This window comes from Pseudomonas sp. H1_D05, assembly GCF_054682705.1.
The window spans coordinates 5,349,952-5,363,187 of record NZ_CP162825.1; the positions used below are offsets into that span (position 1 = coordinate 5,349,952).

The 13,236-nt window shown below is 56.2% G+C and carries 9 protein-coding genes; 5 read left to right on the forward strand and 4 right to left on the reverse strand.

Annotation, left to right across the window (positions count from 1 at the left end; translation table 11 throughout):
• Positions 1-23 precede the first annotated feature (23 nt).
• The 4 genes from AB4O11_RS24105 to AB4O11_RS24120 are packed head-to-tail and all read right to left on the reverse strand — an operon-like array spanning position 24 to position 6,146.
• Positions 24-1,238 (reverse strand): hybrid sensor histidine kinase/response regulator, encoded by a 1,215-nt coding sequence (locus tag AB4O11_RS24105; RefSeq protein WP_460128922.1) that lies wholly within the window; start codon positions 1,236-1,238, stop codon positions 24-26.
• On the reverse strand, positions 1,232-1,825 hold the full coding sequence (locus AB4O11_RS24110) for a chemotaxis protein CheB (protein ID WP_186621544.1): 594 nt from the start codon (positions 1,823-1,825) through the stop codon (positions 1,232-1,234). Before AB4O11_RS24110 ends, AB4O11_RS24105 begins: the two co-directional genes overlap by 7 nt.
• Positions 1,822-2,655 carry a CheR family methyltransferase gene (locus AB4O11_RS24115; protein ID WP_093431257.1) on the reverse strand — a complete coding sequence of 278 codons (834 nt, stop codon included), beginning with the start codon at positions 2,653-2,655 and terminating at the stop codon, positions 1,822-1,824. Before AB4O11_RS24115 ends, AB4O11_RS24110 begins: the two co-directional genes overlap by 4 nt.
• The gene (locus AB4O11_RS24120) at positions 2,655-6,146 is read right to left on the reverse strand and encodes a response regulator (RefSeq protein WP_093431254.1); all 3,492 of its coding nucleotides are present in this window, start codon (positions 6,144-6,146) and stop codon (positions 2,655-2,657) included. The genes AB4O11_RS24115 and AB4O11_RS24120 overlap by 1 nt, the downstream gene beginning before the upstream one ends.
• 263 nt (positions 6,147-6,409) lie before the next feature.
• On the opposite strand from AB4O11_RS24120, the gene AB4O11_RS24125 reads away from it, so the two are divergent.
• From AB4O11_RS24125 to AB4O11_RS24145, 5 genes are all read left to right on the forward strand, one after another.
• A complete protein-coding gene (locus tag AB4O11_RS24125; protein ID WP_460091027.1) occupies positions 6,410-6,769 on the forward strand; it encodes a response regulator in 360 nt (119 codons plus the stop codon).
• Between the two features lie 168 nt (positions 6,770-6,937).
• On the forward strand, positions 6,938-8,878 hold the full coding sequence (locus AB4O11_RS24130) for a hypothetical protein (protein WP_460128925.1): 1,941 nt from the start codon (positions 6,938-6,940) through the stop codon (positions 8,876-8,878).
• Positions 8,879-8,939: 61 nt separating this feature from the next.
• Positions 8,940-10,763: a hypothetical protein gene (locus AB4O11_RS24135; protein WP_460128927.1), complete on the forward strand. Its 1,824-nt coding sequence runs from the start codon at positions 8,940-8,942 to the stop codon at positions 10,761-10,763.
• Between the two features lie 128 nt (positions 10,764-10,891).
• Positions 10,892-12,217 carry a glycosyltransferase gene (locus AB4O11_RS24140; RefSeq protein ID WP_320336706.1) on the forward strand — a complete coding sequence of 442 codons (1,326 nt, stop codon included), beginning with the start codon at positions 10,892-10,894 and terminating at the stop codon, positions 12,215-12,217.
• A 101-nt stretch (positions 12,218-12,318) separates the two neighbouring features.
• Positions 12,319-13,203, forward strand: a complete 885-nt coding sequence (locus tag AB4O11_RS24145; protein WP_093431242.1) for a PI-PLC domain-containing protein — start codon at positions 12,319-12,321, stop codon at positions 13,201-13,203.
• Positions 13,204-13,236 lie beyond the last annotated feature (33 nt).

Below are 13,236 nucleotides of genomic sequence, written 5' to 3' on the forward strand. Positions count from 1 at the left end.
TAGCTGCTGATACGACCGTGTGGTCACTCAGAGGTTGCGTCGGATTTGCCGTTTTCCTGGATTGGCAGACAAACGCGAAACAGGGCGCCTTCGTTGATTTCACTCTCGACGACGATGGAGCCGCCATGGGCGGCGACGATCTGCTCGGAAATGAACAGACCCAGCCCGAGCCCGGCCACTACCGTCTTGGCGGAAACCCGTTCGAACTGTTGAAAAATACGCTTCTGGTTCTCCTGGCTGATGCCGATGCCACGGTCCTGCACCTCGATCCGCGCTTCATCACCTTCACAGTTAACCCGCACCTGGATTGGGCTGCGACCGCCGTAACGCAGAGCGTTAGTCAGCAGATTGGTGACTACCTGCTCGATGCGGAACTCGTCCCAATGGCCTTCCACCGGTACTGGCGCGGTAAACGACACTTCGGTTTCAGCGGCTTCGATCTGTTGCGCAAAGTTTTGCAGCAGGTTGCTCACCAGTTGCACCAGATCGAAACGACTCGGTCGGATCGACAATTTGCCGGTGCGAATGCGCGACACGTCGAGCATGTCTTCGATCAGGCGGATCAGGCTTTTGATCTGCCGTTCATCGCGGTCGACCATGGCGTGCATCTTGTCGAGGGTAAACGCCGCAGCGTTGTCCCGAGCCAAGTGCATCTTGCGCAGCTGGGTTTCCAGAATCAGACCATTGAGCGGCGTCCGCACTTCGTGGGCAACGATCGACATGAAGTCATCACGCATGCGCACGGCCTGCTCCAGCTCCAGTTGGGTGTTCTGCAGTTGTTGCAGCAGCGCTTCCTGCTCGCGACGGGCCTGCTCCAGGGCTTCAAGCTGTTGCTTGAGCGCTTTGCTCTGGCGGTACAGATCGACGAAGACATTGACCTTGCTTTTGACCGCATGGATATCCAGCGGTTTGTGCAGAAAGTCCACCGCCCCGCTCTCGTAACCCTTGAACGCGTAATTCAGTTCACGGCCGGCGGCGCTGACGAAAATGATCGGGATATTCTTGGTTTTCTCGGTACCACGCATCAACTCGGCGAGTTCGAAGCCATTCATGCCCGGCATCTGCACGTCGAGGATGGCCATGGCGAACTCATGTTGCAGCAACAACGACAGCGCTTCATCCGCCGATAGCGCTTTATAGACGGTACGGTCTTCGCGCTTGATCAGCGCTTCGAGCGCCAGCAGGTTCTCCGGCAGATCGTCGACGATCAGCAGTTTGGCTTGGATATTACTCAGCATGCGATTCGTTCCAGCTCGACAAGCAGACGGCCGATGCCGTGAATGGGTAGGACATGATCCGGCTGCTGAATCTTTAGTGCAGCCAAGGGCATGGTGGCGACTTGCGCGTCTTCGGGGTCCTGGACGATGGTCAAACCGCCGCAACGCTTGACCTCGGCCAACCCGCGCGCGCCATCGTGATTGGCGCCGGTCAGCAGTACAGCGGCCAGGGAAGAACCGTAGGCGTCGGCGGCCGATTCAAACAGATAGTCGATCGATGGCCGCGAATAATGCACGCGCTCCTCCTGGCTCAACGAGAGGCTGCGATCCTGCTCCACCGACAGGTGATAACCCGGCGTGGCGAAATACACGTTGCCGGCAACGATGTCCTGTTTGTCGGCAGCCTCGTGCACCGGCATCTCCACACGCCGGGAGAAGACCTCGGCCAATTGGCTGCGGCGCTCTTCGGGCAGGTGCAGGACCACAATGATCGGCAACCTGTAGCCTCGGCGCAGCGGTCCGAGCAGGCTCAGCAGCGCCTCGACGCCACCGGCGGAAGCTCCGACCACTATTGCCTCGACGCGAGGTAAATCCACAGCCTCATTCATGTTTTACGGTAGATCCGTTCTTGTTTGACCAGTGCTTCGAACTGATTCGCGTAACCGGAGAAATCCAGCGTTTCCTTGCTGCCCAGCACCAGAAATCCGCGGTGGCACAGCGATTCATGAAACAGACCAAAGGCGCGGTCCTGAAGTTTCTTGTTGAAGTAAATCAGTACGTTGCGACAGGAAATCAATTGAGTTTCGGAGAACACGCTGTCCGTCGCCAGACTGTGGTCGGCGAAGGTCACGTTTTCACACAGGCTCTTGTCGAAAATCGCGTAACCGTACGCTGCAGTGTAGTAGTCGGCAAACGAGCGCTGGCCACCAGCCTGCTGATAGTTGGCCGTGTACGCACGAACATTCTCCATCGAGAAAATCCCCTGCTTGGCCTTGTCCAGCGAGCGCGGGTTGATATCGGTGGCATAGATGATCGTGCGATCGAGCAGGCCTTCTTCGCGCAACAGAATCGCCATCGAATAGACCTCCTCGCCCGTGCTGCACCCGGCGATCCAGATCTTGATCGACGGATAAGTGCGCAACAGCGGCACCACTTCCCGGCGAATCGCGAGGAAGTGCGAAGGGTCACGAAACATCTCGCTGACCGGAATCGTCAGCAATTGCAGCAACTGCATGAACGCTGTCGGGTCATGCAGAACCTTTTCCTGCAATGCCGAAATGGTCGCGCACTCGAACTGGCTCAGCGCGTGCTGCACCCGGCGCTTGATCGAAGCGCCGGAGTAATCGCGAAAATCGTAGCTGTACTTGAGGTAGATCGCCTCAATCAACAAGCGCAGTTCGATTTCACTGTTTCGTTCGGCTGGCGTACTGCGTTCCACTAAATGCGTTCCATTTTTGGTAACCACACGCGAATCAGCGAGAACAGGCGATCCAGGTCGATAGGCTTGGCCAGGTAATCATTGGCGCCCGCCTGCAGGCAGCGCTCCTGATCGTCTTTCATGGCCTTGGCCGTCACCGCGATGATCGGCAGTTTGCGCCAGCGCGGATCCTTGCGGATTTCAATGGTGGCTTCAAAACCATCCATTTCCGGCATCATCACGTCCATCAACACCAGATCGATGTCCTCGACTTCATTGAGTCTTTCAATCGCCTCACGCCCGTTACGGCCGATGACCACGACTGCGCCTTTGGTCTCCAGAGCGCTGGTGAGGGCGAAAATGTTGCGCACATCGTCGTCCACCAACAGCACTTTGCGACCCTCGAAGACCTTGTCGCGGCTGCGCGCGGTCTTGAGCATCTTCTGCCGTTCATGGGACAACTGCGATTCGACTTTGTGCAGAAAGAGTGTGACCTCGTCCAGCAAGCGCTCTGGCGAACGTGCGCCCTTGATGATGATCGAGCGCGAATACTTGCGCAGTTCGGCCTCTTCATCGCGGGTCAGGTTGCGCCCGGTGTAGACGATAACCGGCGGGAACGAGCAGATGTCCTCGGTGGACATGCGCTTGAGCAGGTCATTGCCGAGCATGTCCGGCAACTTCAGGTCGATGACCATGCAGTCGTAGATCGTGGTGCGCAGCAGCTCCAGCGCGTCCTGCGCGAGGCCGACGGCGGTGATTTCGATGTCTTCGTCGCCGATCAGACGGGCAATGCTTTCGCGCTGCAAATCGTCGTCCTCGACCAACAGCACGCGTTTGACCTTTTGGGTCAGCTTGGCTTCGAGACGGGCGAACACGTCCTTGAGCTCTTCGCGGGTGGTCGGTTTGACCGCATAGCCGATCGCGCCCATGTGCATTGCCGCTTCGACACGGTCCTCGACGGAAATCACATGCACCGGGATGTGCCGGGTTCCAGCGTGTTCCTTCAACCGTTGCAGCACGGTGAGGCCGGAGTGATCCGGCAGGCGCATGTCGAGCAGGATCGCGTCCGGCACAAACTCTTTGGCGAGGTCGTAACCTTCGTCCGCGCCATGGGCCACCAGGCACTGATAGCCCAATTCATGCGCCAGATCGTAGAGGATGTGCGCAAAGTTCGGCTCGTCTTCCACCACCAGAATGCAGCGCGTGGCGAATGGCGCCTTATTGCGGTCATCGGCGAAGCGCGGAATATGCACCGGCGCCAACGGCGAAACAACCGGCGCCAGTGGCGCGCTGGCCACCGCCGCTGGCGGGGTAAAGGTCAACGGTGCGAACGCAACTTCATTGGCCTCGTTGAACTGCTGCGGCAGCAGCAACGTGAACACACTGCCCTGCCCCGGTGTGCTGCTGACGCTGATCGAACCGCCAAGCAAGGTCGCCAGATCCCGCGAAATCGACAGGCCCAGACCGGTGCCACCGTACTTGCGGTTGGTGGTGCCGTCGGCCTGGCGGAAGGCTTCGAAAATGCTCTCCTGCTGGTCGGCAGCGATGCCGATACCCGAATCGCGCACGATGAACGCGACCCGATCATCCGGCTGGCCGGCGATGGTCAGGCTGACCGCGCCCTTCTCGGTGAACTTCACGGCGTTGGACAGCAGGTTCTTGATCACCTGCTCCAGCCGCTGACGGTCGGTGTAGAGCATGCCCGGTGCGCCAGGTTGCACATCGACGCTGAAGGTCAGCTGTTTGTCCGCCGCCAAAGGTTCGAACACGCTGCGCAGGCCATCGGCCAGACGCGCCACGCTGGTGTTCTCCGGAATCACTTCGAGCTTGCCCGCCTCGACCTTGGAGATGTCCAGAATGTCGTTGATCAGGTTGAGCAGATCGTTGCCGGCGGAGTAGATCGACTCGGCAAACTTGACCTGTTCGGCGCTGAGGTTGTCCTGTGGGTTCTCCGCGAGCAACTTGGCCAGAATCAACGAACTGTTCAGCGGCGTGCGCAGTTCGTGGGACATGTTGGCAAGGAATTCGGACTTGTACTTGCTCGAGCGTTGAAGCTCTTCGGCGCGCTCTTCGAGTTGTACCTGAGCCTGATTGAGTTCGGTGTTTTTCAGATCCATGGCGTCGCGTTGCTCGGCCAGCGTCTGCGCCTGTTCGGCAAGTTGCTCGTTGGTCTGTTCCAGTTCGACTTGCTGGGTTTCCAGATGCGCCTGGGATTCCTTGAGAATCCGCGACTGCTCTTCCAGTTCTTCGTTGGCGGTTTTCAACTCTTCCTGCTGCACCTGCAACTCTTCGTTGAGTTGCTGGGTTTCCGCCAGCACTTCCTGCAAACGCTGACGGTAGCGCGCGGCTTCGATGGAGGTGCCGATATTGCCGGCAATCAGTTCCAGCAGTTCGATATCGCGATCCGAGAGCGGACGCAGGAAACCCAGTTCGATCACGCCATTGACGCGGTCGTCATCGCTGGTCGGCACCACCAGCACACTGTGCGGCAAGCCCTCGCCCAGCCCGGAGCTGACTTTGAAGTAGTCCGACGGTACCGAATCCAGACGGATCAACCGCGCCTGCTGCGCCACTTGGCCAACAATGCCTTCGCCGCTGTAGATCGATTGGTCTTGCTCTTCCTGCTCGCGGGAGAAACCGTAAGTGGCCACACGCTTGAGGCCGCCGTGTTCTTCACGCACATACAGTGCGGCCACGGCGGTGCCCAGATATTGCGCGCAGAATTGCAGAATATTGCGCCCCAGCAAATTCAGCGTCAGTTGCCCCAGCACCTGCTCGGCCAGTTCGGTCTGACCATTGCGCAACCACGCCTGCTGCTCCAGACGTTCGGCACTGGCTTGTTGAGCGGCAAGGTTGGCGCTGTAGTTGGTCGACAGATTGACCAGATCACGCCGGCCGATATAGGCCAGCAAGCCACTGATACCGGCAATGAACACCAGATAGAGGCTGATGCTCCAGATCGTGGTGCGGCGCACGTCTTCGTTACGCGTGGTGCGCAGGACCTGTTCGGTCTCGATGACGTCTTCGAATTGCTTGCGGATCTCGTCCGTCAGGCGTTTGCCGCGGCCGGCCTTGACCGCGCCCCGGTAATCGCCACTGGAGCGCTGCAGATCGATCATCGACTGGGCGTAATTGGACCACTCAACCTGCAAAGCTTGCAGACGGCGCAGACGATCGGTTTGCACCGGGTTATCGGCAGTCAATTCGAGCAAGGTATTGAGCGCCACCGCGATGCGCGGCTTGGCCGTTTCGTACGGATCGAGGAAATGCTCGTCGCCGCTGAGCAGGAAACCACGCATGCCGGTTTCAAGGTCCACGGTCAGCTTCACCGCTTCGTTGGCGTTATTGATCACCCGGTCGGTGTGCTCCACCCACTGGATTACCGACAGCAGATAAGTGATCAGCGACACGAAGAACACGGCACTGAGCACACCGACGCCCAAAGGCAGACTGATGTTGCGACTCAGGAGTTTGCGAAACCGTTGCTCATCAACCGTAGACGGAGAGGACATGGGGCAGCCTTGTCGAACTGTTGAAAAACCGGCAGTTTGCCCCAAAACGACGGCGTGGATCCATTTTTCTCACACGTTTCGCCGCAAATTCCTACATGCACCAGCACCTTTACAGCCTTGAACAGTTATCCTTGCGGCCCCGTCTGCGGCTATGCTTTTTTTGTCTCGGGCAGGGAACTTGTGGCACTGCGCCACTTACTGATGAAAGAGCCCGGCACTTTTGATCGACCGGCGACCCTGAACTGACTTTCGAGAGCCTTAATATGTCTAACCCCGCCCCCACCATCCTTGTCGTAGAAGACGACAACATCGTGCGCATGCTGATCGTCGATGTGCTGGAGGAGTTGGAGTACAAGGTGCTCGAAGCAGATGGGAGCGAACAGGCTCTGGAGGTTCTCCAGGACGCCACCAAACACATTGACCTGATGATGACCGATGTCGGCTTGCCTGGCATGGATGGCCGCGAACTGGCAGACGAAGCACGAAAGCTGCGCCCCGCCCTGCCGATTCTGTTTGCCAGTGGTTATGCCGAAAACATCGTCGTACCAGACGACATGCACGTAATCGGCAAACCATTTTCGATTGATCAGTTACGCGACAAAGTAAAAAAAATTATTCAGTAACACAACTTTTGCATTACGCCCCTTCAGACAATGACGAAGGGGCAGCACTACACGCCCCACAAAAAACCCAACTTAATTAAACACTGAATAACGCACTTACACAGCAGCGCTTGATGGGCAACAAATAACAAATGAGGATGTCCAGCACACTAGACAAATGGATGCCTCATGAACATTACAAATATAAACTGGACAACTCACAACGGCTTGTCGAATCCAGTCCGCCCTACACAACTTGATCATGCCGAACGCCTGGAAGTTATATACAAATTACAACAGCGCGAAAAATCAACCAGCCCTTCACAAGCCATCTCTCTGGCTGGCGCAACCATCACACTGGAGTCCGGCTCAACGCTTGATAGTGCTTTGCAACCTGGCAGAAAAATGTTGCAGAACCTGTGCGAGCAAGAGGCCTTCAAAAAACTCACCAGCACTTTGAGATTTCCTGATCACTCTCAGTTTACAGTGACCGGCAACGGTGAAATATTCGCACAATACTCGGGCAATACACTGGAATTTGCCGGCGCATTCAAACTTGCCCCCAACCTCAAAGATGATCTTCTAACGCTTGTTGAAATGGCCAGGTTGACGGGTGGAAGCATTTCCCTGGCGGAACAAATCGAACTGGAAGGCTGGCTCAGATTTCATGACTTTCTGATTCCCCGGACCGCCGCCGAATGTTCCAGGCTGACAACATTCTTGACGCAGCCGCCTGCAGTGACAGCGTTGTTCGGTAACTATTGGGAAATGATCAAGTCTGGAGCCGACAATTCGGTAACTCTTTCTGCAGATCAACGTAACCAGTTCCGAGGACTCATTAGCAGTTACTTAAAGGGTCAGTCGCTACTGGAGAATCTTTCGCACAGCATCTTTGGCGGGCAAACGACATCTTTCAAGCGCTCGGAAGCCGAAGCTATTCTTCAGCGACTCGTTTCCAGTCCCATTGCGCTGCGATGGGCCAGCGCCTATATCCGGGATCTGGGCTGGTATGGCGCACAAGAAAATCAGCCGCAATCAGATGAATCACTCAAGCAGCTAATGCTGACTTCCCTGCTGCTCGACCTTCATCCCCGGGTCGGTGAGCCAGAGCCACGTAATCATGTCGCGGGTTTCGATTTATACGCCGTCGAGCATATCGAGAAGTCATTCGCCGATGTTCAGACGGCATTCGAAAAACACCTCACCCAGCATCACCGAATCAGCGAAAAAAATGCAGCGTTGGCCGCTCACTTGTTGCTCGCTGAGGCGGCGCCTGAATTTCTGGTGAAAGATTTGCCGGCGACCCTGGCGCTGGGGACCCCGCAATGGGTCGAATTTTGCCGAATCGTGGCAGTGCAGGAAACCATCGCGCCCGGATCGACGCGCTCGATGACCTATACCCGGTTGCTCGAACTGTCGAGGCTGGGTGAGGTTTCCGGATTCCGCAAGACGCTCGACGCACTCGCTGCAGGAGATGCGGTGATTGATTGGGGGTTACTCAACAACATCATCACCCCGGAGGACGTAGCGAAATCGATCCCCGGCGCCCTGGCAAAAGCGTCCGCTGCTTACGCCCGGTTTGCCGACACACTTGCCGAGACGGCCGACACACTGGTCCGCCCTTTGCCTACCCGCAGAAGTGTTTCACTGGACATCCTCAAGCAGGTCGCCAAAGGCTGCAGCTATCTGGAACATGACGTCATGTTTCAGAAGAAAAACCACGTGCTGGAAGACGCCTATGGCGACCGGCTTTCGATATCGCCTGTGGAATTGCACATGTCCAATGACCTGGCGAGCGGGGACTGGGACCTGAAGAAAGGTGAAAGCATTTACACCGCGTTTCCTCGCATGCTGCCCAATCTGATTGCGCCTGACGGCGAGTTTCACCGGCAGTTCAATCGCGATTACCTCAAGCATATGCAGGCAATGGGCACGCACTTGAAGCAAGCGTTTTGCATAATGCCCATTGCGCACAGAACGCGCTTGCTGAAAGGCAAGGTGACGGTTTTCAGTCTCAGGCCCTCCGTCGCGAAACTCCAGACGCTCAACAATCTGCCAACCAATCCCCTGTCGTCGACCCTTTACACAATCCTGGAGTACCACCTCAGGCAAACCGACGGAAAGCCATAAAGAAATAGAAGCGGCAAAGGGACGTTATGGTGTAGTCCTCTGTTCCGAGTTCGAGGGCCGGATGACGTGTTACGAACTGTTCACGCTGCACGGAACCTGTCGCGAAAATCCACGGCTGGCCGCGCTGATTGAAAAAGAACACCTGCTGACTACCAGCGTGCGCAGCGACGAGAAAGGCTACTCGCTTCCTGCGGCAGTGCATTCATTGCCGACGAATATCGAGTGTTATACCCATGGTGTACCGCCCGGCCTCATTGAAGTCAGTTCGGGCGTGATCGATAAGATCGGTGAGTTGCCGGCGTCTGCGTCCGCCGAAGAAATCAAAGGTTATTACCAGAGTTTCTACTCGAGCGAATTTGACCCGCTGACGAATTTCGTACTCAAGCACCGACCGATCGCGACCTTTGATGAGTTGGTCAGAGAATGTTGGGGGCAGACTCGCCTGGAGGCTTTGCGCGCAAAACGGGAAGCGGATCTGGATACCTTTCTTAATTTCGTGGTGCCCTTCAAATCCTGTATCGAAGACTTGAGCTCGGACGACGTGGAGCGACAAGTGCAAGGGGCCGGGGCATGTGCGCTGGAAGCGGCGATGACGATTTTGCTGGTCGTCGGTGCTGTTGCTCAGATTGTCAGCCTCGTTGCCAAAACCATGACCGTTGCCACCAAAGCCAGTGCACTGGCCAAAGTGGGCTTGGGATTGGTCAATAATGTGTTCAACCCGCTGGACGGCGTGCCAGATCTGCTGTTCAAGGGCGGAAAACTGTTGCGCAAGGGGCTCAACAGCGGTTTCGCTCAACTGGAAAATGTGCTTTCCGATGCGCGCAAATGGTCGGGCGCCACCCCCCAACTGCACCTGGCCGCGACGATTGATCCAGACATTATCCGCCTCGCCGAGTGGCGGCCTGTACAAGCGTCTCAGGACATCTTTCAGGTCTGGGCGACACGCCACAATGATGAATGGTTCGCACTGAACTTACGTGGCCACGCTTGGGGCCCGGCCCTGAAAAACATCAGGCCGCGAGAAAAATTTTCATTCCTCAGATTATTCAAACGAGCAACGCTCTGGAGTTACACAAAGGCCTACTTGAAAAAAGCCACGCCGCTTGCCCAGAGCAAACTGGACAACACACTCCAGCTACTGTCGGAGATCGAAAATGACGACGTACGCTCCATTGTCAAATACGTTTTCGGCACGGATTCAGACGAAGCCATCAACTACGTGAGCAAGAATCTGCGGGCCATGCGCAAGGATCTCGGAGCGCTGGGGCAGCACCATATGTCTTTCCGCCAACGTGGCACCGATACACTCGCCGCGTTAAAAACCACAACCTATAAACACTGGCAAGCAAGTATTGAAGCGGGTACACAGCTGGATGACAGCGCGACGAAATTCCTTGCGATCTATCCTGACAACCTGGATGAGTGGTACCAAGTGGCCAGGTACGACGATGCCCGGATTGGTGATGTTCTGGTCCACGAAATGTCGCATGGCGCGCCAGGCACCCTTGATTTTTACTACGGAGAAGTCCTGGCCGGTATTACCCCGGCAGAATACGATGCGGCAGGCTTGATGGAGTTCGCTCGAAATGCGCGCAAGGCGCATCCGAAGAATCTGGCCAACCCTCACCACGCTTTTGCGAACCTTAAAGACTTCGAAGAGTTTGAGGCGACACTCGACAACTGGCCGAAACTCGTGCAAGACCACCCGGCATTGATCAATGCCGAATCCTACTCAGTGGCGGTCTCGCTGATCGACCAGTACCGGACGCATCCGGACACCTTTGTGTCTAACCTTGCCACCCTCCGGCATGCCATAGACGGTGCCGACGCGGGGAAATTCCTGAAGGGGCCACTCCTGCTGAATCTGGTACACCCGCCTCTCTGAAGTCGATTTACGCAGGATGCCCGGCGGCGGTATTGAGGGATATTTTAGACAATCGGGCGCATACCCTACCCCTGTGGTTTAATTGCGCCCGTTTTTTACCCCTCGTTCGCCGTGAAGGAATGTTGTCCATGATTCAACCCGCCGCCACCAAAGTCCTGGTCATCGGATACGTCTGGCCAGAACCGCGCTCTTCAGCGGCGAGCGGGCACGTCATGCAGATCCTCGAAACCTTCCTGCAACAAGGCTGGGACATTACCTTCAGCAGCCCGGCCGGCCCCGGTGAGCACAAAGCAGATCTTGCTGCACTCGGCATCCGCGAAGTGGCCATCGAACTCAACAACAGCAGCTTTGACCACTTCATCAGTGAACTGGCGCCGGACATTGTGTTGTTTGACCAGTTCATGATGGAAGAACAGTTCGGCTGGCGGGTTGAAAAACAATGCCCTCAGGCACTGCGCGTGCTGGAAACTTCCGATCTGCAAAGTCTGCGGCATGCGCGCCACCAACGGCTCAAGACTCGCCTCAAGGTCAATCCGGACCAGAATGATTTCAGTGATGTATTTGCCCCGGCCCTGCGCGACGAGTTCGAGCTGATGGCCGAGACCGATCTGGCCAGACGCGAAATTGCCGCGTTGTATCGTTGCGATCTGAACCTGATGATCTCCGAAGTGGAAATCGAACTGCTGATCGAGCAGTTCGGCTTGCCTCGGCAATTGCTGCACTGGTGCCCGCTGATGATCGACCCGCCGACAGTCGAGCCGGCAGCATTTGCAGATCGGGCGAACTTCTTGAGCATCGGCAACTTCCGCCATGCGCCCAACTGGGATGCTGTGCTGTGGATGAAGAGCACCATCTGGCCGCTGATTCGCCAACAGTTGCCCCAGGCCCAATTGCACATCTACGGCGCCTACACGCCGCCCAAAGCCACGGCGCTGCATAACGCCAATGAAGGCTTCCACATCATGAACTGGGCCGAAGATGCGTTGCAGGTGATGTCTGCTGCGCGGGTGTGCCTGGCGCCTTTACGCTTTGGTGCCGGGATCAAGGGCAAACTGGTCGACGCCATGCTGTGCGGTACACCCAGCGTCACGACGCCGGTTGGTGCTGAGGCAATGCAGGGTGATCACACTTGGCCCGGTTCCATTTCAAACAGCGCAATCGAGCTCGCCAACACTGCCGTGGCGCTTTACAAGGACGAGGCGCGTTGGCAAGAAGCTTGTCTGGCGGGAACCCAGCTACTCACCGAGCGCTACCAACAAGCAATACACGGACCGGCACTTATTGAGAAACTTCGTCACTGCCAACAGCACTTGCAAACACTCAGAAACAACAACTTCACCGGCAGCATGCTGCGCCATCACGCGCACAAAAGCACTCAATATATGGCGCAATGGATTGAAGCAAAAAACCGCAACACCACAGCAAACCAAGATCAATCCGGAACTTCTACATAACTTGCATTCAAACAGCGATTGGCCAAATACAAACTTGACCCTATAACGATCCTGCGCGCACTCATATAACTTTAAATCACTATCCACGCAGGATATACACCATGAACTTTCATGATTTCCAACCCCATCAATGGATGGTCAACACACCACAGATTGATAACTTGTCTCTCAATGAGTTGACGTTGCCAGGTACACACAATGCAGGCTGCGACCTGGAAGCCTCCTACGCTCTGCTCCCCGGGAGCCTCTGGCTGGCATGCCAGGACATCCCCTTTTATGCGCAACTCAATCGCGGCTCCCGGGCACTTGATGTGCGCCTGCTGTACGACGCTCAGGCACAGGGGCTTGAGAGATTTCGCTTCCAGCACAACGGCTTTACATCTTCGCGCCATCTCGGCGATCTGATCCGCGACGTCAAGGCATTTCTTGAGCGCAGCTTCGATGAGTTCATCATTCTTGACTTCCACGAATTGGCTAATGGCAACGCACAATTCAACCACGCTGAATTCAAACAGTTGATGCTCGAGCATTTTGGCCAACACATGATTCCTGCCGAAAACCGCCACCTGACACTAGGCCAACTTAAACAAGTCAGCCGACTACAGCGGGTCCTGGTTGCCGCGCCGATGACATGGGAAACCCGAGACAGCCGGTTCCAGGCACAAATCAATCATAAATGGATCAACCAGACCCTGGTGACCACCCACCAGTTGCACGGCTATATAAAAGAAGTCATGGGCACTTCCATCAGCCACTTGCGTCCTTGGTCTCTGAGCGCAACTTGTTATATCGCCAGCGGCCCTTTGCGCATTCTCAATAACCTGGACAACTGGTTTGATCCCGCAAAGTCAGACTGGGCAAAAAAGTGCAATATCATTAACTTCGACTTCATTAAAAACTCGAAAGTGGTGTTTTTTTGCCAACAGGCCAATGTGGAGAAAGCCATCGAGAAGTCCAGAATGCCCCTCCACCAACAGCCGGCTTGAGCGAGGCTGGCGCACCACACGGCAAACGAGGCA

Excerpts from the sequence above, each read along its gene's own strand:
- AB4O11_RS24105 (WP_460128922.1), bottom strand. The coding sequence starts at position 1,238 with ATGCTGAGTAATATCCAAGCCAAACTGCTGATCGTCGACGATCTGCCG.
- AB4O11_RS24110 (WP_186621544.1), bottom strand. The coding sequence starts at position 1,825 with ATGAATGAGGCTGTGGATTTACCTCGCGTCGAGGCAATAGTGGTCGGA.
- AB4O11_RS24120 (WP_093431254.1), bottom strand. The coding sequence starts at position 6,146 with ATGTCCTCTCCGTCTACGGTTGATGAGCAACGGTTTCGCAAACTCCTG.
- AB4O11_RS24125 (WP_460091027.1), top strand. The coding sequence starts at position 6,410 with ATGTCTAACCCCGCCCCCACCATCCTTGTCGTAGAAGACGACAACATC.
- AB4O11_RS24130 (WP_460128925.1), top strand. The coding sequence starts at position 6,938 with ATGAACATTACAAATATAAACTGGACAACTCACAACGGCTTGTCGAAT.
- AB4O11_RS24135 (WP_460128927.1), top strand. The coding sequence starts at position 8,940 with ATGACGTGTTACGAACTGTTCACGCTGCACGGAACCTGTCGCGAAAAT.
- AB4O11_RS24140 (WP_320336706.1), top strand. The coding sequence starts at position 10,892 with ATGATTCAACCCGCCGCCACCAAAGTCCTGGTCATCGGATACGTCTGG.
- AB4O11_RS24145 (WP_093431242.1), top strand. The coding sequence starts at position 12,319 with ATGAACTTTCATGATTTCCAACCCCATCAATGGATGGTCAACACACCA.